Source organism: Bacillota bacterium, assembly GCA_012518215.1.
Taxonomy (GTDB): domain Bacteria; phylum Bacillota; class Dethiobacteria; order DTU022; family PWGO01; genus JAAYSV01.
In genome coordinates this window covers 1-23520 of the sequence record JAAYSV010000055.1, presented here as the reverse complement: position 1 = coordinate 23520, position 23520 = coordinate 1, and the positions used below count along the sequence as shown (strand labels likewise).

The 23520-nt window shown below is 54.3% G+C and carries 15 protein-coding genes; all 15 read left to right on the top strand.

Annotated features, from left to right (window positions below; translation table 11 throughout):
• Positions 1 to 27: 27 nt before the first annotated feature.
• The 15 genes from GX364_09275 to cas2 all read left to right on the top strand — a co-directional run bounded on the left by GX364_09275 (position 28) and on the right by cas2 (position 23265).
• Positions 28 to 1236 (top strand): argininosuccinate synthase, encoded by a 1209-nt coding sequence (locus tag GX364_09275; GenBank protein NLI71039.1) that lies wholly within the window; start codon positions 28 to 30, stop codon positions 1234 to 1236.
• 33 nt (positions 1237 to 1269) lie between these two features.
• Positions 1270 to 2673: an argininosuccinate lyase gene (gene argH, locus GX364_09270; protein NLI71038.1), complete on the top strand. Its 1404-nt coding sequence runs from the start codon at positions 1270 to 1272 to the stop codon at positions 2671 to 2673.
• Between the two features lie 251 nt (positions 2674 to 2924).
• A complete protein-coding gene (locus tag GX364_09265; GenBank protein NLI71037.1) occupies positions 2925 to 4511 on the top strand; it encodes a phosphoglycerate dehydrogenase in 1587 nt (528 codons plus the stop codon).
• Positions 4512 to 4610: 99 nt separating this feature from the next.
• Positions 4611 to 4829: a zinc ribbon domain-containing protein gene (locus GX364_09260; GenBank protein NLI71036.1), complete on the top strand. Its 219-nt coding sequence runs from the start codon at positions 4611 to 4613 to the stop codon at positions 4827 to 4829.
• A 165-nt stretch (positions 4830 to 4994) separates the two neighbouring features.
• On the top strand, positions 4995 to 5624 hold the full coding sequence (locus GX364_09255) for a DUF1614 domain-containing protein (GenBank protein ID NLI71035.1): 630 nt from the start codon (positions 4995 to 4997) through the stop codon (positions 5622 to 5624).
• A gap of 12 nt (positions 5625 to 5636) precedes the next feature.
• Entirely contained in the window at positions 5637 to 7355 is a 1719-nt protein-coding gene (locus GX364_09250; protein NLI71034.1) for a hypothetical protein, read from the top strand.
• Between the two features lie 223 nt (positions 7356 to 7578).
• Positions 7579 to 10773: a hypothetical protein gene (locus GX364_09245; GenBank protein NLI71033.1), complete on the top strand. Its 3195-nt coding sequence runs from the start codon at positions 7579 to 7581 to the stop codon at positions 10771 to 10773.
• A gap of 94 nt (positions 10774 to 10867) precedes the next feature.
• Positions 10868 to 12565 carry an acyl-CoA dehydrogenase gene (locus tag GX364_09240; protein ID NLI71032.1) on the top strand — a complete coding sequence of 566 codons (1698 nt, stop codon included), beginning with the start codon at positions 10868 to 10870 and terminating at the stop codon, positions 12563 to 12565.
• A gap of 277 nt (positions 12566 to 12842) precedes the next feature.
• A complete protein-coding gene (locus GX364_09235) occupies positions 12843 to 13697 on the top strand; it encodes a PIG-L family deacetylase (protein NLI71031.1) in 855 nt (284 codons plus the stop codon).
• Between the two features lie 285 nt (positions 13698 to 13982).
• Positions 13983 to 16478, top strand: coding sequence for a CRISPR-associated helicase Cas3' (gene cas3 / locus GX364_09230; GenBank protein ID NLI71030.1), 2496 nt, complete (start codon positions 13983 to 13985; stop codon positions 16476 to 16478).
• A gap of 3 nt (positions 16479 to 16481) precedes the next feature.
• Positions 16482 to 18692, top strand: coding sequence for a type I-U CRISPR-associated protein Csx17 (csx17, locus tag GX364_09225; protein NLI71029.1), 2211 nt, complete (start codon positions 16482 to 16484; stop codon positions 18690 to 18692).
• Complete coding sequence (cas7u, locus tag GX364_09220; GenBank protein ID NLI71028.1) at positions 18693 to 19706, top strand: type I-U CRISPR-associated protein Cas7; 1014 nt, start codon at positions 18693 to 18695, stop codon at positions 19704 to 19706. It abuts the gene before it with no gap.
• On the top strand, positions 19703 to 21172 hold the full coding sequence (gene cas5u6u, locus GX364_09215) for a type I-U CRISPR-associated protein Cas5/Cas6 (GenBank protein NLI71027.1): 1470 nt from the start codon (positions 19703 to 19705) through the stop codon (positions 21170 to 21172). Before cas7u ends, cas5u6u begins: the two co-directional genes overlap by 4 nt.
• Positions 21173 to 21313: 141 nt before the next feature.
• Positions 21314 to 22948 carry a CRISPR-associated endonuclease Cas1 gene (cas1, locus tag GX364_09210; GenBank protein NLI71026.1) on the top strand — a complete coding sequence of 545 codons (1635 nt, stop codon included), beginning with the start codon at positions 21314 to 21316 and terminating at the stop codon, positions 22946 to 22948.
• Positions 22949 to 22974: 26 nt separating this feature from the next.
• Positions 22975 to 23265 (top strand): CRISPR-associated endonuclease Cas2, encoded by a 291-nt coding sequence (gene cas2 / locus GX364_09205; GenBank protein ID NLI71025.1) that lies wholly within the window; start codon positions 22975 to 22977, stop codon positions 23263 to 23265.
• Positions 23266 to 23520 lie beyond the last annotated feature (255 nt).

Here is a 23520-nt window from a genome sequence, read left to right as displayed (position 1 = left end):
CCCTGAAAGGAAAGGAGATGGCAGAAGATGAAGCGTGAGAAGGTGGTTGTTGCCTATTCGGGAGGCCTTGACACCTCGGTAATTTTGAAATGGCTCGAAGAGCATTACGGTTATGATGCCGTTGCCGTTGCCGTCGATGTCGGCCAGGGCTCTGCCGAACTGGAGGGATTGGTGGAGAAAGCCCTGCGTACCGGTGCCGCCGAAGCATACATTGAAGATGTCCGTGAAGAATTTGTAACCGATTTCATATACCCGATGCTCAGATCGGGAGCTGTCTACGAGGGGAAATATCTTCTGGGAACGGCCATCGCGCGGCCGGTTATCGCCAGGAAACTTGCGGAAGTGGCCAGACGTGTGGGGGCGACAGCCGTTGCTCACGGGGCCACCGGCAAGGGGAATGACCAGGTGCGCTTCGAGCTGACCCTGAAGGCGCTGGCCCCGCATCTGAAGATCATCGCTCCCTGGAGGGAATGGACGATCCGTTCCCGCAGCGATGCCCTGGCTTACGCTGCTGCGCATGAAATACCCGTGCCCGTGACTGCTGCCAAACCTTACAGCATGGATCGCAACCTCTGGCACCTCAGCTTCGAGGGGGGAGTGCTGGAAGACCCCTGGAACGAACCGGACGGGGAGATGTTCCTGCTCACCTGCTCACCGCAGGAGGCTCCCGATGAACCGTGTACAGTGGAGATCGAGTGGGAAAAAGGCATCCCGGTTTCCGTGAACGGTCGGCGGGAGACGCCGGTGGCGATGATCGAGGGGCTCAACGAACTGGCGGGCAGGCATGGGATCGGACGGGCCGACCTGGTGGAAAACAGGCTGGTGGGGATGAAGTCGCGCGGTGTCTACGAGACCCCGGCCGGCACCCTTCTGACCTTTGCCCACCGGGAACTGGAGCATCTCTGCATCGACCGTGACACATTGCATTTCAAGGAACATCTGGCCCTGAAATATGCCGAACTGATCTACTACGGACAATGGTACAGCCCCTTGCGGGAAGCCCTGGATGCTTTCTTCAATTTTACCCAGGAACGGGTAAGCGGCACCGTCAAGCTGAAACTCTACAAGGGGAATATCATGGTCGTGGGCAGGAAGTCGCCCCATACCCTCTACAACCCCGAGCTGGCCACATTCGAAGAAGATTCGCTCTACGACCAGAAAGATGCCGAGGGTTTTATCAACCTTTTCGGCCTGCCATTGAAGATATGGGGTATGCATAGAGAGAAAGAAGAATGAAAGTTTCGCAAGGGGCAGAAGGAGGCGATTGTCATGAAAAAACCGTGGGGCGGTCGTTTTGACCGCCAGACCGATCCCGAAGTGGAGAGGTTTTCCGCCTCCATCCACTTCGACTGCCGATTGGCGGAGGTGGATATCGAGGGCAGCCTGGCACATGTCGATGCCCTCGCCGCAGCGGGGATCATCACCGCGGAGGAGATGGCCGCCATCTCCGGCGGGCTGAAAGAGATCAGGGCGGAGATTGAAGCGGGAGAATTTGAAGCGGATCATTCTTACGAGGATATTCACATGTACATCGAGAACCGCCTCTGCGAGAAAATCGGGGAGACGGGGGGCAAATTGCACACGGGGAGAAGCCGCAACGACCAGGTGGCGCTGGATATGCACCTTTACATCAAGAAAGAAACAGGGTCTATCGATCGACTCCTGAATGAATTGCAGCAGACGATCTGCGATCTGGCCGCCGTCCACATCGGGACGTTGATGCCGGGATACACCCACCTGCAGCGAGCCCAGCCGGTGCGTTTCGCCCATCACCTTCTGTCCTATTTCTGGATGTTTCAACGGGACCGTGAGCGGCTGCGCGGGGCTTACCGGCGGGCGGACATCATGCCCCTGGGAGCCGGTGCCCTGGCCGGAAGCGGTTTCCCGCTTGACCGGGAACGGGTGGCTGCACGCCTCGGATTTGCGGAACTTTACGAGAACAGCATCGATGCCGTCAGCGACCGCGATTACCTGCTTGAATTCCTTTCATTTGCCTCGATATGCATGATGCACCTGAGCCGTATCGGCGAGGAACTGGTACTCTGGTCGTCGGCCGAATTTGGATTCATGGAGATGGACGATGCTTACGCCACCGGGAGCAGCCTCATGCCCCAGAAGAAGAACCCGGACATCGCCGAGCTGGCAAGAGGAAAAACCGGCCGTGTTTTTGGCAGCCTCATCGGATTGTTGACGACGATGAAGGGATTGCCCCTCAGCTACAACCGGGATATGCAGGAGGACAAGGAAGGAGTATTCGATGCCATCGACACCTTGAAACCGGCCCTCTTGCTGACCCGGGAGATGCTGCGCACCGCCCGTTTCAACACGGCAAGAATGGAAGAATCGGCCCGGGATGTGTCGGCCATGGCAACGGATATTGCCGATTACCTCGTTACCCGCGGGGTTCCGTTCCGGGACTCCCACCATCTGGTGGGCAGGATGGTCGCTTACAGCCGGGAGCATGGCAGAACCCTGGGTGAATTGACCACCGATGAACTGCACCGCTTCCATCCCTCTCTCGATGCTGACAGAATGGGGAAACTTCTTGATCCGTACATGAGCACCGAAGCCCGTTCGATCAGGGGCGGTGTGGCCGAGGCGGCTTTGAAAAAACAGCTGGCTGCCGCCCGCGAAGCGTTTCTTCCTTCACTCGAACAATCCGATCCGGAATAGATGAACCCGATAGCCCCGGCCATTGTGTTCTTTCCCCCGAGGTGCGAAGCCTCTGACCCGGCCTGGACGAATCGGGAAAACCGCCGGGTAAGCTCTCCCTGCCGATCATGCTGACGGGAACAATTTTGACGTTTGGAGAACATTTTGGTTTAATTTTGTCCCCTGATATGATATTATTCTTAAATGGAGCAAGATAAACCATAATAAACTTGTTTAATAGTAGCATTTACCAGCAGGAGGTATGCTTAGCCATGAAGATACTGGTCAGCGATCCTCTTTCTGCCGAAGGGATCGAGATCCTGAGACAGCGTGCAGAAGTTACCGAGGGGGATTACAGTGACCCGGAGGAATTGAAAAAAGTCATAGGTGATTATGATGCCCTGATTGTCCGCAGCGGAACCAGGGTCAACGCCGAGGTCATCGAAGCAGGAAAAAAACTGCGCGTTATCGGCCGGGCCGGGGTTGGTGTGGACAACATCGATGTCCACAAGGCCACGGAAAAAGGCATCGTGGTCATCAATGCACCCGAGGGAAATACCATTTCTGCTGCCGAGCACACCGTCGCTCTCATCACGGCGATGGCCCGCAATATTTTTGAAGCGAACGTTTCCATGAAAAAGGGTGAATGGAACCGCAAACAATTCCTTGGCGTGGAACTGAATCGCAAGGTTCTGGGGATCATCGGCCTGGGGCGTATCGGCAGCGAGGTGGCACGCCGTTGCCGGGCCATGGGCATGAATATCATAGCTTACGATCCTTATATCTCTTCCGAACAGGCGGAGAAGATCGGGGCGAAGATGGTGCCCCTGGAGGAAGTATACCGGCAATCGGATTTTATCAGCCTGCACCTTCCCCTCAACAATTCAACTTACCACCTCATAGGCAAAGAGCAGCTGGCGATGATGAAACAGGGAGTGCGGATCATAAACTGCGCGCGCGGCGGGCTCATCGATGAAGAGGAACTATGCCGGGCCCTGGAATCGGGCCATGTTGCCGGCGCCGCCCTCGATGTGTTTGAAATGGAACCGCCGAGCCGGTGCCCCCTGGTGAACTATGACAGCGTGATCATGACCCCGCACCTCGGCGCTTCCACGCGGGAGGCGCAGGTGAATGTCGCCGTCCAGGTGGCCAGACAGGTTCTGGAAGCCCTGAACGGCGGCCCCGTATGCTGTGCGGTCAATGTCCCCATCGTCCTGCCCGATGTGATGGCCGATATAAACCCGTTCATGCCTCTGATGCGTCTGATGGGCAGTCTCTACATGCAGGTGTTTGGCGGCTCCATCGAGGAAGTGGAGATCCATTACAGCGGCGAGATCGCCGACAAGACGTTATCACCCCTGACCACCTCATGCCTGATCGGGATACTGGAGGTCATGGTCGGCAACCAGGTCAACTATGTAAACGCTCCGGTGCTGGCCCGGGGCCGGGGGATACGCATCAAAGAGGTATCGACCAGCAATGGAGGCCATTTTTCCAACCTTATCACCCTTTCCGTAACCACGGGCGGGGAAAAAAACGTGATTTCCGGCACACTTTTCAATCAGGAAGATATGCGCATCGTGCAGATCGGCAATTTCCGCATCGAGATGGTGCCCACCCACTACATGCTCATCTGCAATTACAAGGACAAGCCCGGAGTGATCGGCAAGGTGGCAACGGTTCTTGGAGATCATGGCATCAACATTGGCAGCATGCAGGTGGGGCGGCAACATGCCGGCGGGGAAGCGGTCATGGCCCTGCAGCTCGATGAACCGGTTCCGCATGATGTGTTGAAAATATTGCAGAAGATCGATCTCATCATAAATATGCGTTTCGTGGTGCTGCCGGGAAGAAAATAGGACATGTCGGATATCGGCCGTTCCCCCGGGTCAACAGGGTTTTTTCCGGTCCCCACCATGACCGGGAACGGTATCATCTACGAGGAGGGAGAACAAACGATGCCCCTTTACGAATTTTTCTGTGCAAAGTGCAACCGCCGTTTCGAAAAACTTTGCAGTTCGAGCCGCAAGGAAGGCATTGAATGCCCGCAATGCGGTTCCGAGGCAAAAAGAGTTTTTTCCACTTTCAACTGCAAGACCGGCTCCGGAGGATCTGCTTCCGCTGGAGGAAGCAGCTGCAGCACCTGCAGTTTGACGGATTGCACTACATGCCGCTAGAAACGATTTCATCCTGCACTACATTCAATCCCCGATCATCACCCTTTTCAAAAGGTCGACAAACATTCCTCCGCCTGCATAATCTGCCATCCCTTCGCAAAAAATAAAGAACCGGAATTTATTTCAACGGTTTCAAATCTCATGCGGCGGGAGGAACTGTTTTCGATGTTTCCGCAAGCACCCGTGATCAGGATGGTAACGATTGTCCCCATGTTGATCTATCTTTTTCTCGTTCACCGCGTCCTGAACAGGATGCGCATCGGTCCCGTGGAATCGTTCTTTCTCGTCATGGCCATGCTCGTCGGCGGATTCCTGCCCGCGATACCCGTCTGGAGAGGCCTCTCCGTGAATGTGGGGGGGATGTTGATCCCCCTGGCCATATCCATCTACCTGATAGCCACCGCCGATGAGCCCCGGGAGAAGGTGCGCCCCTTGCCGGTGGTTCTTCTTGCCGGGGCGGTTGTCTGGGGGCTGGATCGCGTTCTGCCCAGCACCCCCCCGGGAACATTCGGTTACGAGCTCGATCCCCTTTATATTCCCGCCGTCTTTGCCGGAATCATCTCTTACATCCTGGGCCGTTCCCGCCGTTCTTCTTTTGTCGGTGGGATCGGGGCTATCCTGATGTTGGATCTCTTCGCCTGGGGAGAGACTATCATCCGCAGCAGCTATGTGGTCTTGGTAACCCTGGGCGGGGCGGGCGTTTTTGATGCAGCCCTGATTGCCGGAGTATTCGCCGTTCTCCTGGCGGAGATAGTGGGCGAACTGCGCGAACGTGCGGAGAGGGAAAAATCGTAGAGGGGAAAGGTCGTGTTCTTCGTGCACTGGAAACGGTATCTGATCGTCTTGCTGTCCCTGGTATGCCTGACCGGACTCCTGAATCCTGCGGGGAAGGCCCCCTATCATCATCTTGCCGCTTGCAAGTGGCTGGAGAGGCGTTATCTGCCGGAAGAGTTGACCCCGAAGGAGATGCGGCAGAATAAATATTTCCGCCTGGAAGATGAAGAAGGGCGGATCATACTGGAGACCGGAAGGCGTGTCCGGACGGGAGATTCATTCCTGGCCGAGGACAACCGTCTTTACAGGGTATTCGAGGTCAGGGACAGGGTGGGGATGGTGCGTTACGTGGAGACGGTAAAGATCGACGTTGACCTTCCCCGTTCCCTCGAGCCGGAAGGAAGACAGCACCCCACTGCTTCGCAGCACCGATCAGGGGAGACGGCGCGGGCATGCGGGGGGGAGGCAGCCCCGGAAGACAAAGACGGCGATGGAGACGATGATGTCGAGGGCGATGAGGAACCCGAACAGCCGGACAATGGGGATAAGGATGAAGATGAAGACAGGGGTGAGCAGGAGGAGGATACCGATACGGAGGAAGAACAGGCTTCCTTTCTTATTGCCCTCTATCATACGCACAATGATGAATGTTATGTCCCTACCGATGGGGTGGAGCACAAGTACGGCCCCGGGGGTGTCCACGCCGTGGGCCGGGCCATGAAGGTTGCCCTGGAAGCAAAGGGCATCGATGTCATCTACTCCGATGACCTGCACCTGCCGCATGACCGGGGGGCTTACCGGCGCTCCCGGCCGACAGCGTGGAAACTGGCCCAGCGTGAACCGGACGCCATCTTCGACATCCATCGGGATGCGGCTCCCGCCGAAATTTACGAGCATGAAATTGCGGGCCGGCCGGTGGCGCGGATCATGATTGTCGTGGGCCGGGCCAATCCAAATCTTGCCGTCAACCGCGAATTTGCCTATGATCTCAAGGGATATGCCGACAGGGTTTACCCCGGGTTGCTGCGCGGAGTTTATGTTGCGGAGGGAAGTTACAATCAGGACCTCTTCCCCCTGAACCTGCTGCTGGAATGTGGCAGCCACAAGAACTCACGCGAGGATGCGGAGCGGGGCGTAACCTATTTTGCAGATGTCGTCAGCTATTATTTTTACGGCCCGGAATTCATCGACATAGAGGAGCGGAACGGCAAGGAAGCGAGGGAGAGAGCCATACAGGAGCGGGAGGCGGAAGATGGCACACCCCCGGCACAGCGTGAGGAAGTAGCGGGAAGCACCACCTCTGCCGTGTCGGGCACGGTGGTAGGGCTCATGATTGCCGCCCTGCTGGTTCTGCTCGGTTTCTTTTTCATCAACAATCCCGCGGAGGGCCGCAGGGTCAAGCTCTGGCTGAAGCATCTTCCCGCCACGGTTCGCACCTTCCATCGCCGGAGCGCCGACCGCCTCAGAAACCTTCCCGCCATTTTCCGCTCCATGAGGGAAGAATTCCCGCATAACATGCGCTCGGATTTCCGCCAGCTGGCAGAAGAGGCCAGGGAGATGCCGGGAAATATCTCCGGTTTTGCCGATGATACCCGCGAGCGCTTTCGTGCCGGGATCATGGCTGTCCCGGAAAAGATCGAGGATTTCCGTTTCAACTACCGTGAAGCTTTTTCCTCGCTCCGCGAGGAAGCCGGGAATACCTACGAGCAGTTCCGGCAGATTTTCATGAACAGGAACAACGATGACGGATAAAGAAGGGCTGCCGCACCGGACAGGGAGACACATATTTTCACCCCCATTTCCACCCGCCGCAATTTTTCTTTACCCGCTTGTTCCGGCCTCCGGTGACATTCCATCCGCCGCAGATAGTTTTCCGGCAAAAAAGGAATTGCCCTGATTATTGTTGAAAATTAAAGAAAAGGATCTACTGCAACATGGGGCCATGGCGGGTCCGCGCCCGGTCCACGGATGACCTGTGCCGGAGCGGGTCCGTTACGGAGCCACAATCACCAACATTCATGATATTGCCGGGCAACGCCGGATGATGCCCCGGCGCATGATCGCCGCAGCAAATTTCTGTCAGGGGGGTGTCTGCATGCCGATTGAAATCAAGGGCAGTTTTCTGGAACCGACAAAACATTCGCGCCCCCTGGTGCGCTGGTGGTGGCCGGGTATCGATGTGGAGGAAGAACAGCTTCTCCGGGAACTGGCGGAAATCGATGAACAGGGCTTCGGGGGTGCGGAGATCCAGCCCCTGGCTCCGGGCATGCCCCGCCAACTGCATCGGGGCCGTGGACGTTACGAAAGAGTACACCGTTTCATGCAGCCGTACTACTACGAGATGGTGGGAACCGTGCTTGATGAAGCCCGGAAACGGAACCTGATGATCAACCTTGCGGTTTCTTCCGGTTGGCCCACGGGTGGCAGCTATGTAAAAAACGAGGAAGCCCAGCAGAATCTGCTCATCGGCTACGCCGCCGTGATGGGGGGGCGGTACCGCGGCCCACTTCCCCGGGCAGAAATATTGCCGCCGGAAAAAAGCGGACGCTTTGCAAGGCGCGCGGGAATAAAACAGATCTTGGCGCATGGCGGATCCAAACCCGTACTGAAATATGTGGTGGCGGCCCGGCCCCAAAGAAGATGGGATGCGGCCAGAAGCCTGGGATTCCTCCGCCCCCGGGCAATTCATCTTGACCCGGCGCACCTCATCGATCTGACGGAATATGCCGATGAAGATGGATTCCTCGAATGGGAATTCCCCCGCCGCGGGCTCTGGTACATATTTGCCTTCTATACCCGGGTGATGGCACCGGACCATCTGATAGCGGCTTCCGCGGAAGACCCGGAGAAAGAAGGCCTGGTCATCGACCACCTCTCGGCTCTCCCTCTGGAGAGATGGTTGAACCATCACTTCGATCGTGGCAAGGCCCATTTCGGGGATCATTTCGGCCGCCGCCTCTACGGCTACTTTGTCGACAATCCGCAGCTTGCCGGGGAAGAGGCGGGACTGTTGTGGACCGCCGACTTCAAAAAAGAATTCAGGAGAAGGCGCGGATATGACATCACCCCCTTCCTTCCCGTACTTTTCACCCCGGTCCGGGATTACTATCATACCTTTGCCCCGGCAGCGGACAGGGATGCGCCCAACTTTGACATCAGGGAACAGCGCATCGGGGACCGCGTGAGATACGATTATCATCTGACCGTCTCCGATCTGTTCAACGACCGTTTCCTGGGGACACTTGCCGGGTGGGGCAGGGAAAACCGCCTGCGCAGCAAGGTGGAGGCCCACGGTTTCAGGGCTGACCTCCTTGGGTCGCACGGTTCCGTGGATCTCCCCGTTACCGAGCAGGATCATGCCGGCGGGGAGATGGACTTTCTCAGGATCGCCGGCTCGGCGGCGATCATTCATGACAAACCGCTGGTGGCCGCCAGGGCCATGGGCTGGCGCGGCCGCGAATACAAGACCACACCCCTGAAGTGGAAAGTCGCTGCCGACAGACTCTTTGCCGCCGGCGCCAACCAGCTCATCTATCATGGATTTCCCTACCGGGATCCTGCGGCGGAATGCCCGGAAGCATATCTCTTCTCCGACCCCCATCTGCCCACATCACGATCCACTTCCACCAATTTCAGCCGCATCAGTGAATTCTGGGAATTCTATCCCATGCTGAACGACTATGTTACCCGCTGTCAGCATATTCTTCAACAGGGGAAGGTGGTCTGCAATGTGGCTCTCTTCTTCCCGTTGCTGGGCTACCCCGACATACCTCTGGGCCGGGAGGAACTGAGTTGCGGGTATCTGGATGAGGACGATGCGCCCCTTGAAGATCTGGATGGGGCTGCCAGGGACAGATGGAAACGGGTTGCGGCCAGGAAATGGTTGAAGGCAAAGCGCAGGTGTACCGACAACCTGAGTGCCAACGGTTACTATTACACCCATATCAACGAGGACGCCCTCCTGCGCGGGCTGGTGGAAGGCGGGAAACTTCTCGTCGGCATGGCCGAGATCGAGGCGGTCATCTTCAACCAAATCGAACATATCTCGTTGCCGCTTGCCCGGAAGTTGGAGGAGATGGCCGCGGGCGGTGTCAGGGTGATTTTCATGGGTGCGTTGCCGCAGCAACAGCCGGGTTACGAGGGGTGCAAGGATAATGATCCCCGCATAAGGGAGATGATGCGGGCCTTGAATGAAAAAGAAAAGGCCTTTGTCAGGGAAGAGATGCCTTCTCCCGTTTTGAAGGCCAAGGGAGTTCTGCCCAACGTCGTCTTTGAACGCGAACAACGCACGATCCATTATATCCACAGGCGGACGACGGACACCGATTACTACTTTCTGCGCAGCGGCAGCCCCCATCCCCGGCGGGTCAGGTTCTCGCTGCCGCATGGGTACAGAATACCCTGCATACTCGATCCTTTTACCGGAGAAACCGAGGAGGCAGCGGTCTATGAAGCAGTCAGGGACCAACTTTTCATGGAACTTGATTTTGCCCCTTACGCTTCTTTCCTGCTGGAGATGAAAGATGCTCCTTCGGCAAGGCGACATCATCTCTTGCGTGGCCCGCCGCTCGAGGCAAGAAGGGAAAGAAGCCGCCTGGTGGCATACGCGGCGAAGCCGGGGGAGTACCGTTTCCTGTCAGGTAGCGGCGAGATAAAAAAAGTTGTCCCGCCGACGCTGCTGCCGGAGCCCCTGTCCATAAACCGGTGGCAATTTTCCACAACCAGCAAGGATCTGCGCGGCAATGAACAAAAAATCGAGTTGAAGATGCAGAGGCTGGAGGACTGGCGGGCGATCCCCGCGCTGGAATACTGCTCATCCCGGGGGCATTACGAGGCGGAATTCGACGTGGACGAAAGCTACCTGTCCGCCGAACTGAACCTGCTGCTGTCACTGGGGCGGGTGGGCGATGTTGCCATCGTAACCTGTAACGGCCATCGGCTAAAACCGCTTCTGCTGCCGCCTTACGAGGCAGACGTTACTTCCCACATACAGGTCGGGAAAAACAACATCACGATAGAGGTGATCCCGACACTGAACAACCGGTTGGTCGGCTTTGGCCGGCAGGGGGGTGTGGCTTACAGGAACCATCGGCACAAAAAAAACCTGATGCCTTCGGGCCTGATCGGGCCGGTCAGGATCATCCCCCGCTACAGGATATTCATAGCCTGACCCGTGTGGCCGTGCCGCGCTCACGCTGGATGATCGGGCATGACAGGAAAGCATGTGTAAACAAAAAAATATTGATACGGGAGGTTGACTGACGATGGTTTTGTTGAACCCCAAAAAACATGATCGGGAATACCCCGACGAGCGATCCCGCCGGATCATGCTGGACACCATCGCCTTCTTTGAAAACAAGGGCAAGAACAGGATCAAGGAACACGACCGCGAACGGGTCTGGTACGAGGATCTGCTTGAATTCAACCGCAAGAACGAGATATTTTACACACTACTCACCCCGGAAAAGTACGGGGAGAAGGACTGCCGCTGGGATACCTGGCGCAACTGCGAATTCAACGAGATTCTTGCCTTTTACGGCCTGCACTACTGGTACACCTGGCAGGTTTCCATCCTCGGGCTCGGCCCCATCTGGATGAGCGCCAACGAGGAGGCCAAGCGCCGTGCGGCGCGGCTGCTGAAAGAGGGGCAGGTCTTCGCTTTCGGCCTCTCGGAACGGGAGCACGGTGCCGACATCTACTCCACGGAGATGGCCCTGGAAGCGTTGCCCGATGGCACCTACAGGGCCAACGGCGAAAAATATTATATCGGCAATGGCAACATCGCCGAGATGGTCTCCACCTTCGGCAAGATGAAAGGCGGCAAGGAATACGTCTTCTTCACCGCCAACTACAAACACAAGAACTACGAGCTGGTAAAGAACATTGTCAACTCACAATCGTATGTGGCCGATTTCAAACTGCGTGATTATCCCGTGAAGGAAGAGGAGATACTCTCCCGTGGCGATGAGGCCTGGGACGCCGCCCTGAACACCGTCAACGTGGGCAAATACAACCTCGGCTGGGCCTCGATCGGGATCTGCACCCATGCCTTCTACGAGGCGATCAACCATGCCTCCAACCGCAACCTTTACGGTATCTACGTGACCGACTTTCCCCATGTGAAGCGGATGTTTGCCGATGCGTACTGCCGGCTGGTGGCCATGAAACTCTTTGCCCTGCGCGCCGCCGATTACATGCGCACCGCCTCCGCCGATGACCGCCGTTACCTCCTTTACAACCCCACGGTCAAGATGAAAGTCACCACCCAGGGCGAGGAAGTTATCAATCTGCTCTGGGATGTCATCGCCGCCAAGGGATTCGAGAAAGACACCATATTCGAGATGGCCGCAAGGGATATCAGGGCCCTGCCCAAACTTGAAGGCACGGTCCACGTGAATATCGCACTCATCCTCAAATTCATGCCCAACTATTTTCTGAACCCACAACCCTTCCCGGTCATAGCAAAGCAGTCGCAAGCCCGCAACGATGACTTTCTTTTCAACCAGGGGCCGGCGCGCGGGCTGGGCAAGATCTGTTTCCATGATTACCGGACTGCATACGGAATTTACGACCTGCCCAATGTCGACCTCTTCCGCGAACAGATCGATGTTTTCAGGGAATTCCTGACCAACGCGCCGCCCGACGAGAAGCAGCAGCGCGATATCGATTACCTGATGTCCGTGGGCGAGATCTTCACCCTGATCGTTTACGGCCAGCTCATCCTTGAAAATGCGGAGATATACAGGCTGGAAGAAGATATCGTCGATCAGATCTTCGATTTCATGGTGCGGGACTTCTCCAAATTTGCCCTGCAGCTCTACTGCAAGCCCGGCAGCACCGAGCAGCAGATGAGCCACTTCATGAAGATGATCCGCAAGCCGGTAGCCGACGAGGAACGTTTCCAGCGTCTGCTCAAGAACCATGTTTATGCCCTCAACGGGGCCTACGAGATGAACAGTTGACGTGGCATGAAACGAGGTGAAGAAGAACATCCCTGCTCTTCACCCCTGATATGTTCCGGGGCGGAAGGAGGACGGTTCAGGCAGGAGCTGCCCCCGTGAATACAGGCGGAACAGCCCGGCACCGCTTCCCCCGCCCCGAAACGGGGCAGCCGTCGGAAGGCATGAATCGGATGCACACGTGTAGCGGCTGCCGGCAAGGTGCATCATAATACAGAGAAGTGCACGTGCACAACCTTTGCCCCGGCAGGGACAACCCGGAGGGGAGATGACAGCATTCATGAAACTTGCCAATTCCGGAGCCCGGATATTCGTACCCGACGGCTCCACACCCGAAGAAGCACTCGGAAGAACAACGCACATGGGCATCGTCGCCCACCAGGATGATCTGGAAATAGCGGCTTACCACGGCATCCTGCAGTGCTATGAAGATGACAGGAAACATTTTTTTGGCGTGGTCATCACCGACGGCCGCGGTAGCCCACGTGAGGGAGAATATGCCTCCCTGAGTGACGAGGAGATCAGGCGGATCCGCATGGAAGAACAGATGGAGGCCGCCGTCATCGGCAAGTATTCCGGCCTGGCACTTCTCGATTACCGCAGCGAACGGGCCAGGGACACCGGAGACGAAGGGCCGGACACCGACCTCGAAACGCTGATCTCCGCTGCCACCCCCGAAACGATGTACACGCACAACCTGTTCGACAAACACGACACTCACCTGGCCGTTGCACTCCGGGTGATCACCACCCTGCGCCGCCTTCCCGCCCGTCTCCATCCGGCCAGACTCTACGGTGCTGAAGTCTGGAGGGGGCTGGAATGGTTGCCCGGAAAGGACAGGGTGGCTCTCGATGTTTCGGCCCGGCCGGAACTGGCGGCGGAGCTCATCCGTGCCCACGATTCCCAGATATCCGCCGGCAAGCGGCTCGACCTGGCCACCGCCGGGCGGCGCCTTGCCAACGCCACCTATGCCGATGCCCACTCCGTCGACCGGGCAGAGGCGTTGATCTATGCTCTGGAGATGATCCCCCTGATTCAGGACAGATCGTTGGAAATCGACACTTTCATGCAGCAGATCATTGCCCGATTTTCAGCCGAGACTATCGAAGCGTACCGGAAACTCTCCTCGCAGTAAGAATCACGCACCCCACCTTTCGGCTTACCGCCGGAGGTGCAAAAAAGCACTGTGCAACCCCGCATCACCCTGATCCGGGTGATGCCCCCGCGGGTTCGGAAAACAATCGGAAAGCGGACAGATACTCCCCGTGCAAGAAAAAAATAAGCCCCCTGTCAGCGACCACCCTGACAACATGCTGTCAGCAATTGATTTCCTGCCGTTGTTAAAAAACCAAGAAACTGTTAAAATATGTTTAAATATGCAGAATAGAAGCAATATTGTGAAAGGAGGCAAGGACTGCCTGTGAACAATTACGAATTATTTTTCCGGGAGGCAACCGGCCATCAGCCTTTTCCCTACCAGGTCAAGATGGCTACTTCGGAAGAATTACCATGTTTTCTCGGTGCTCCTACCGGGTCGGGAAAAACCTACGCAGTCATATTGGCGTGGCTCTGGCGGCGCCTCAAGTATTCCGATCAAACAGCACGCGATGTGTTGTCGCCTGACTCGGTCAGACGGGGTTTTCACGAAATAATAGAACCGGGTGAAACTCATGGCCGTGTACCGCGCCGCCTGGTTTACTGCCTGCCCATGCGCACGCTGGTGGAACAGACCTACCGGGACTGCAAAAAGATGTTGGAGAACCTGGAAAAAGCGGGGATGATCCCGGAAAGGATCGGGACCCATATCATCATGGGTGGAGAAATTGATGAAGAATGGCTTCTCTATCCTGAAAAAACACAGATAATTATCGGCACTCAGGACATGCTTATCTCACGTGCTCTCAATCGCGGTTATGCCATGAGCCGTTTCAAATGGCCGATGGCCTTTGGGCTTTTGAATAACGATTGTCAGTGGGTCTTCGATGAGGTGCAGCTGATGGGCTCGGGGCTGGCTACGAGCGCACAGCTTGCGGCTTTTAACAAAACAATGCCTACTTGCAGGCCCAATAAATATCTGTGGATGTCCGCGACTATCGACCGACGCTGGTTTGAAACCGTTGACTTCTCCCCGATTGCAGCAAGTCTATCAACATTCGAACTTGCGGATGAAGACCGTCAAGTTGAGAGTTTGAAAAAACGTCTCACGGCGAGGAAGACAGTCAGGAAGTTGGAGATCGCGGCCAGGAAAAATAGTGCGAAGTATTATAAAGAATTATCTTTGAAGATTATCGCATCCATGGAAGAGGGAGATCAGATATTGGTGATCGTTAATCGGGTAGCCCATGCTCAGAAGATTTTCAGAGCATTGCAGAATGAACGGGCTCGAACGAGGGAAAATGATTTTGATTTGTTGCTGGTTCATTCGCGTTTCAGGCCTGCAGAAAGAAAACAAATCAATAAAAGAATTCCGGAAAAACATGAACGAAGAATCATCGTGGCTACCCAGGCAGTGGAGGCAGGCGTGAACATATCATCACAAACTCTTTATACCGAACTCTGCTCGTGGCCGGCCATGGTGCAGCGCCTGGGGAGGTGCAACCGTTTCGGAGAATATGATGAGGCCCAGGTTTACTGGATAGACGTTGAAGACAGGGATGCTTCCCCTTACAGCCCGGAGGAAATGGCGGAAACGCGGACACTTCTGGAAAAATTGAAGGGCGGATCGGCATCGCCCGCTGGATTGCCCGGCGTGGAGACGGGGCTTGCTTTCCGTCATGTCATTCGTCGGAAAGATTTTATTGAACTGTTTGACACTGCCCCCGACCTTTCAGGTAGTGACATCGACGTGTCTCGTTTTGTGCGTGATACAGAAGACATCGATGTTCATTTTGTCTGGCGGCACTTGGACAAGAAGGGGGAGCCTCCGGCAGATCTGGAAATTTTTCATCAAGATGAACTCTGTGCTGTCAACATTGGTACAGCGAGGGCTTTTGTTTCCAGGATGGAGGGGAACGTCTGGCGCTGGGATTACCTTGATGGAAGATGGCGGAAGGTAAATAGCAACGAGATCCGACCCGGCATGACCATTCTTCTGCCGGCGGCAGCCGGCGGATACTCGCCGGATAGGGGCTGGCACGGAGAGAAGGGGAAAGAAGTAGAACCTGTTGCTATCGTTCCGGCCAGTATCAAGACCGATGATACCGAAGAAGATCAATATTCATTCAGCCAGGGTGGCTGGCAGACGCTGAGCGAGCATACCGATGAAGTGGTGGCCAAACTCGAACAGATTACCGAAACTTTATGGTTGAAACCGACCGAACGCTGCATGCTCTTGATTTCGGCCCGATATCATGATGCTGGCAAAGCACACGAGGTTTTTCAAGAAACCATGCATAGAAGCAATCAGGATGGCAACTTGCCCCGGGATGGCATGATCTGGGCCAAATCGCCCGGGAACAAGCGTCATCGGCAACGTTACTTCAGACACGAACTGGCCGGAGCACTTGCTTTTTTGCAGGGCGGAACATTTCTGGCGAAATCCTTCCCCATGGAACTGAATCTGGTAGCTTTTCTTATCGCTGCCCACCATGGCAAAGTGCGGCTCTCGGTGCGTTCCCTTCCCGATGAGAGAGTTCCGGAAGGATTGCCGCCTGAAACACGGATAACCAGAGGGATCTGGGATGGGAGCACCGTTTCTCAGGCCGATCTGGGTGGAGGCGTATCCTTGCCCGAGACGGTACTGGATCTTTCCATGATTGAAATGGGGCGGGATGGCGAAAGGGGCGCCTCCTGGCTGGAAAGAATGCTCAGACTGCGTGATGCATTCGGAGTGATAAAACTTTCTTTCCTGGAAACCTGTCTACGTGCGGCAGATATCAGAGCCAGCATGGGCGGGAAGAAGAAAAAGGAGGTGTGAAATATGTCCGGTAAATTCCAACAACATACGCATATGCTTACGGGTTGTAGTCCGGAACCCCTGCTCCATTATCTCAAATCTCTGGGAATCCTCAGGCTCGTTGCCCGACAGAAAGACAAAGGCGTGCGCGGCTGGTGGGAGAACGGAATGTTTTTTCTTTCCACCACTCTTTCCGAAGAAGAGCTCCTTGAATTTTTCATCGATGAATATATTCCCACGCCCATCATTGCTCCTTGGAATAACAGAAGCGGATTTTATGGCGACGCTGCCCTGAGGATTCTTGAAAGCATATTTTATTCCGAGGAGGAGCGCTACCGGGAATATATCGATGTCATTGCTGGAAGCAAGGACATACTGGCGGCTCTGGGGCTCGAATACGGCAAGAAACAGCAGAAAAAGCTAAAAGAAGTCAAGACATCGTTGATCGAACGTTGCCGGTCAGAAATGCCCGATAGTTTTGTGGAATTGATGGATGTGGTACTGGCCCTGAGCGATGATAATCCTTCTTTCGCACCGTTGATGGGAAGCGGCGGCAACGATGGAAACCTTGAATTTACCGCCACACACATGGGATATCTCCAACAAGTTATCCCCGTGAGCAAAACGGATGTGGACGACAAAAAATACAAGCAAAATCGTGCTCTGAATCTTTCCCGCCTGCGTAGTGCACTTTTTCAACCGGGGGCGGTAAAAATCGAAAAAGGTTCCTCCGGGCAATTCTTGCCGGGAGGTTCGGGGGGGCCCAACAGCAGTACCAATGGCCATGGTGGGGTGAACCTGGTCAACCCCTGGGATTATATTCTGGCCATGGAAGGATTGTTCTTGTTTGCCGGTTCCGTATCGCGCCAGCTGGAACATCAGATGCGCGGTTCCTCCTTTCCTTTCACCGTCAGGGGTACATCTGCTGCCGGCTGGGGTACAGTCTCGACCGATGATGCTGATAAAGGAAGTCGTGGAGAAATATGGCTTCCGCTCTGGAAAAACCCGGCATCCCTGCCGGAAATCAGCTACCTATTTTCCGAGGGTCGTGCCCGCGTAGGTCAGAGGACGGCGCGGAATGGCGTTGATTTTGCCCGGGCCGCGGCCTCGCTGGGGATAGACCGGGGCATCACTTCCTTCCAGAGAATAGGTTTCCTCTCCGGATCCCGCAGCGGAAATATGTACTTCGCTTCTTCTCTGGGGCTCTTTCCGGTTACTTCCAGGCCCACGGTCCGGCTGCTGGATGAAACCGACTGGTGGGTGGATCGTCTCAGGCGAGAATGTCACAGCAAAGGAACCCCTGCCCGCTATCGAAATACCCTGAAAAACATCGAGGAAGCGATATTTTCCTACTGCCGTTACGGTGGCCCGCGGCGTCTTCAGGAGATAATCATGGCCCTGGGGCAGGCCTCGCAGGACGTGGCTTTAAACGGGGTTATGCAGAAAAACATGCCGCCGCTGACCATCTCACCCCGCTGGATCATACCCCTCGATGATGGCAGCGCGGGATATCGTATCGCCGCCTCCGTATCTTCCATCCATGATTATGATGGTGAGGGAGGAAGCATCCGCGAGAACCTGGAACCGGTAGCAGTGGACAGGAGCGGAAGGCTGGCATGGGAAGAAAAAAATTACAATGTCGGCATAACCGACCTACCGCGAACCCTTTCCGCCATTCTCGAGAAACGTTTTCTGCGGAAAGGCACCGAAACAAGCCAGCTGCCATTGGGCAGCAGGTTCCGGGCGGAACTTGCCGATGTCAGATTATTTCTTGATGGCAAACTTGAGGAGAAGCGCATTCTTGCCCTTCTGATCGGCATGTCTCTGATAAGGTGGCAGTATGCCAGAAAGGAGGATCTCCCTGAACGGGCTGTTACCGGCCGCGACGAACCCTATCCGGTTTATGCGCTGTTGAAACTGGTTTTCTTGCCCGGCCCCCTGCGCTGGCCCCCGGAGGCTGAACCAATTCATGTAAAGATTGACCGGGCCATGCTGGGAAGATTGCGTGCCGAAGATTTCGATTCCGCGACAAGGATGGCATTGAGGCGACTTGCAGCAAGTGGTTTTGCCCTTCTTGTCAGCCCCCGGGAGGCTCATTTTATCGTTTCGCCGGAACTGAAAAAGCGGCTGGCAGCCTCGATGATCATTCCGGTGGGTGGCTGGTCCAGGCTCGCCGGCAAAATACTTGTAGAACCTGAATTGGAAAATCAAAAAATGGAAGGAGTTGTTCTGTAAATGTCTGTTGATTTGTCGGGTTTGAAAGATGTACGCAGTCTTCTACTGGAGGCGGATCTGGTCCCCCTTCAGGGCAGTCGTTTTCAGCCCACGGGTTTTCCCAACCTGGGGGCGGCGACCTTTTACAGCCCCGATGGCTACGAGATGCTCCTCGTCGAGTCGGCTCAATCAATGGCCAATCGGCTGGAGGCAGTCTGCTGGGATGAGGCAACTGAAGAAGTAGTTGGGCCTCTGACCGGGTTACCCTACGTCAAGGTTGTCGATCGTGACGGGAGGAATGTTACCAATTCTATTCTTGAATCGCATCGCCTGAATTCCCCCTACATACTGGAGGGGACTGACACCTCTTTTCTGGAAAAATTGATCGAGGAAACCGGAAGCATGGAGGGGTTGCCCGTTGATCTGCGCAAGCTTTCAAGGATAGTCTTCAAATATGATCCCAACACCCTTCTGCATGGTGTATTTTTCTCCAAGAAGGATCTGGCCGGCGGCCGGCTCCGCCTCCAGCGGCTGATTTCCTCTTTCATAGAAGCGATCAATATCAGGCCGGTTGAAAGTGGTGGTGCAAAGATTGACCGGGTTAACCCATCGGCCACAACGGCAGAAGTTGCCGTCGGATTCGGCAATGTACCTTTTCACCGCACCGAGTTCACCGCGGAAAAAATAACCGCCTACTTCAACCTTGATCTGGCTACTATGAGGAGTTATGGGCTTGGGGAGAATGTCAACCGGTTTCTGACCATCTTCTCGCTCTGGAAAATCAGGCGTTTCCTGAATTCAGGGTTGCGTTTACGCACTGCTTGCGATCTGCGGTGTACTTCCCTGACTGTCTCCCGACCGGAAGGTTTTACCGTACCCGACGAGGAAGAGCTGGAAGAACCTTTGAAAAGCGCCCTTTTGAATTGTCGCAACGAGGGTCTGTTCGCCGAACCGCCCGTAATGGAAATAATTTACGAGAAAAAAGCCGTGAAGAAAGAAAAAACCGATGAGAAAGGCGAGGATGAAACAGAATGATCGCTATAAATTTCAGCATGCTTTCCGGCCGCTACCACAGTACCCCATGGGGCCGCAACGTCAACGAAGGTTTCCCGGAATGGCCTCCATCTCCCTGGCGATTACTTCGTGCGCTTGTTGCTTCATGGAGGAAGACCCTGCCCCTGGTCGATGCGGAAGAGATAGAAGCCCTGTTGAAAAAAATGACGACTCTGCCGAGTTTCTTTCTGCCACCGGCAACCATCGGGGGCACCAGGCAGTATATGCCCATGAGAGAAGGGAGGAAAGAGGTGCCAAGAATGATTTTCGACACGTTCTTGCAACTGGGCAGGGAGGCACCCCTGATGGCTTGCTGGCCAGAGGTAGAGCTGGCAGGTAAGGAAAGGGACCTGCTCGGAAAATTGCTTTACGGGATGTCCCATCTCGGACGGGCTGAATCGTGGGTTGAAGCTACCCTATCAACAACACATCAGTTTTCCCGGAACTGTTTTCCTGTCATGGAAGAGGGTATTCCGGATGGTTATGAGGCGGTCAGGGTGCTGGCTTCCCGGGAAGACAATCCGGACCTGCTGGACAGGTTGCAGGTTGATACTGCCGATCTGAGAAAAAAAGGATACGCTGACCCGCCGGGATCACGGTGGGTTTACTATGCTCTGCCCGACAACTCTTTTGCATATCAGCCACGCCATTCCATACGGCGAAAAGAAGAAAAACCCATCTCGGTAGTCCACTACGCTCTTTCGGGTAAACCCCTGCCGCGTATATACGAGACCATAAAAGTAGCCGAGGTGGCACGGCTGGCTGCAATGGCAAGGTATGGAAGGATCCATGGAGGGGGAAGAAGCTCGATTCTCTCCGGCAAGAAAGAGGATGGGCGGCCTCTAAAGGGTCATCGCCATGCTTTCTACCTGCCGACTGACGAGGATGGGGATGGGTTTATTGAAAGTATCATGGTCTATGCTCCCGGGGGATTTTCAGATATGGAGCGGGAGGCGCTCATGTCTATAAAGAACCTATATCCGGGGGGGGAGAAACATAAAATCAACCTGGTCGTTACCGGGGTGGGCACCCCGGAAGATTTTGCTGACAGAACACAACTGTTTGCCTCATCCTCTTGCTGGCGATCTTCCACACCATTTGTTCTGGGGCGTTTTCCCAAGTATTATCGCGATGGCCGGCCAAAGAAAGATGCCGGCGGTATCCAGATAGACGGGCCCGAATATCAGGCCAGGCGTGAATGGGGTTTGCGTAGAGAAGGGCAGCCATCGCTACCACTTCTTGAAAAGGTCGAATTCATACCCGGCTGCCCCCTGAAAGGAAGCGAAGCAGGTTGGCATAAATTTCGCTTCTGGCGGCAGGGCAAAAAACGGAAAGGACCGGGGTTACTGTATGGTTTCCGCTTGCTTTTTGCAGCCCCGGTGAACGGGCCGATAAACCTCGGTTATGGTTGTCATTTCGGTATGGGCAATTTTTTTCCGGAAACATAGGAACTCAGCAGAGAATTGCCATTATCAAAATAATGAAAGAAAAATTGAGCGATGAACAACGATATAAAGATGAATAAAACTGAACATAAAAATTCCCGGGTAACGGTTGATGAAGGACTGCCGGATTATATCCCGGCGCGCATGCTCAATGAATTTACATACTGCCGCCGGCTTTTTTATCTTGAATGGGTGCAAGGTGAATTTGCCGAAAGCGCTGACACCCTTGAGGGACGTTTCAAGCATCGGCGGGTTGATCGTGAAAGGGGAGATCTTCCGGACCATGATGACCTTCCTCCGGAGATTGTGCAAGCCCGTTCGGTTTTGATTTCCAGTGAGAAATATCGTCTGATCGCCAGAATAGACCTTCTGGAAATAGAACCGGAAAGGGTAGTTCCGGTTGATTATAAACGGGGAAGTATGCCCGATCTTCCCGAAGGCGCATGGGAACCGGATCGTGTTCAGCTCTGTGCCCAAGCTCTTATTCTGCAGGATCACGGTTATAGATGTGACCATGGCATAATTTATTATGCAGGATCCAAAAAAAGAACCATGGTGCCGATAGAAGATGAATTGATTGAACGGACGCTTGCCTTGAGAGATGAATTGATTGAAACAGCACTTGGAGGTAGCATACCGGAACCATTGAAGGATAGTCCGAAATGCCCGCGTTGTTCCCTTGTTGGCATCTGCTTGCCTGACGAAACCAACCTTTTGTTTGAGAAAGACATGAAAGGCGGAGAAAACCGCCGTCTAATTCCTGCCAGGCAGGATGCCCTGCCTGTTTATATCCAGGAACAGGGGGTTTCTGTGGGTAAAAAAGGTGACCTGCTGACCATCAGGCGTAAGGGAAAGATTTTGAAAGAAGTACGGCTGATGGACATATCTCAACTATGCGTTTTTGGCAATATACAGATTTCCACGCAAGCTTTGCGTGAATTGAATACGCGTAACATACCTGTATGTTATTTTTCCTACGGCGGATGGTTTTATGGTTACAATACGGGGATGACCCACAAGAACATTGAATTGAGGATACGCCAGTTCAGGGTTGCTGCCAATCAGGAACAAAGCCTCGATCTGGCCAGAATATTTGTTAATACCAAGATAAGAAATTGCCGCACTTTTTACCGGCGCAATCATCCTTCTCCCGACAAAAAAACAGTTGATGAATTGTATCGATTGTCAACCAGGGCCAGGCATGTCAAGAGCAGTGACATATTATTGGGAATTGAAGGTGCGGCAGCCAAGGTCTATTTTTCAAAGTTTGCTGAGCTGGTGAAGGCGGAGGAATACAAAAAAGACGTATCCTTTATCTTCAAAACTCGCAATCGCCGCCCACCCAGGGACCCCATAAACGCATTGCTGTCTTACGCCTATTCACTGTTAAACAAAGATCTGATGGTTACCCTCCTTGCAGTTGGATTTGACCCATACCTTGGCTTTTATCATCGGCCGCGCTACGGCCGGCCGGCCCTTGCTCTTGATCTGATGGAAGAATTCCGGCCCATTATCGCCGACTCTGTGGTTTTAACAGCTATTAATAACAATGAAATAACCAGGGAAAATTTCATTTTTCGAGCAGGAAGCGTAGCGCTTGATGGCGAAGGACGCAAGAAATTCCTTGCTACTTATGAAAGGCGTATGGACACGCTGGTTACACATCCGGTCCTGGGTTATTCTATCAGCTACAGAAGGGTTCTGGAATTGCAAGCGAGGCTACTGGGGCGTTATTTGAATGGTGAAATCAAAACTTATCCTGCTTTCCTTGTAAGATAAAACCAGATTGATCAAGGAGAAAAGATATGCGCAACCGTTATATAGTCTGTTACGACATTTCCGACGCAAAAAGATTGACGAGAATGTTCAAGAAAATGCGCGGGTTTGGTGACCCCCTGCAGTACTCCGTGTTTTCCTGTGAACTGTCAAGGCAAGAGAAAGTAATTCTAATTTCGGCCATAACGGACATTATCCATCACAAAGAGGATAGAGTGATGATCATTGACACCGGTCCGGTGAAGGGGCGGGGAAAAGAGGCTTTTGAATTTCTTGGGCGTTCTGTTGATTTTGAGGAATCGACTGCAGTAATAGTCTAGAAAGCTAGATTTTGACGTTCTTTGACAATAAAATACATATATAAGGCTCAAGTTTCCTGGTAATATAGGGATGCGAGAGGCTGTGTGGTGAAGAAAGAAGGAATGATTGGCCATATTTGATTGAAACCTTTGCAACTCAAGTGTTATTTGTATATAATTATAATAGAATTAATTGATGAAAATGGCCTTGAAAAGAGTACCTCTCGCATAATGGCCTATAAAGCCCTGTAAATACAGGCTTTAGCACGGGTACGG

What these genes read in the sequence shown, in the direction of transcription:
- GX364_09275 (NLI71039.1), top strand. Translation starts at nt 28, where the DNA reads ATGAAGCGTGAGAAGGTGGTTGTTGCCTATTCGGGAGGCCTTGACACC.
- GX364_09235 (NLI71031.1), top strand. Translation starts at nt 12,843, where the DNA reads ATGAAACTTGCCAATTCCGGAGCCCGGATATTCGTACCCGACGGCTCC.
- cas7u (NLI71028.1), top strand. Translation starts at nt 18,693, where the DNA reads ATGTCTGTTGATTTGTCGGGTTTGAAAGATGTACGCAGTCTTCTACTG.
- cas2 (NLI71025.1), top strand. Translation starts at nt 22,975, where the DNA reads ATGCGCAACCGTTATATAGTCTGTTACGACATTTCCGACGCAAAAAGA.
- GX364_09265 (NLI71037.1), top strand. Translation starts at nt 2,925, where the DNA reads ATGAAGATACTGGTCAGCGATCCTCTTTCTGCCGAAGGGATCGAGATC.
- cas5u6u (NLI71027.1), top strand. Translation starts at nt 19,703, where the DNA reads ATGATCGCTATAAATTTCAGCATGCTTTCCGGCCGCTACCACAGTACC.
- GX364_09255 (NLI71035.1), top strand. Translation starts at nt 4,995, where the DNA reads ATGTTTCCGCAAGCACCCGTGATCAGGATGGTAACGATTGTCCCCATG.
- GX364_09240 (NLI71032.1), top strand. Translation starts at nt 10,868, where the DNA reads ATGGTTTTGTTGAACCCCAAAAAACATGATCGGGAATACCCCGACGAG.
- csx17 (NLI71029.1), top strand. Translation starts at nt 16,482, where the DNA reads ATGTCCGGTAAATTCCAACAACATACGCATATGCTTACGGGTTGTAGT.
- argH (NLI71038.1), top strand. Translation starts at nt 1,270, where the DNA reads ATGAAAAAACCGTGGGGCGGTCGTTTTGACCGCCAGACCGATCCCGAA.
- cas1 (NLI71026.1), top strand. Translation starts at nt 21,314, where the DNA reads ATGCTCAATGAATTTACATACTGCCGCCGGCTTTTTTATCTTGAATGG.
- GX364_09260 (NLI71036.1), top strand. Translation starts at nt 4,611, where the DNA reads ATGCCCCTTTACGAATTTTTCTGTGCAAAGTGCAACCGCCGTTTCGAA.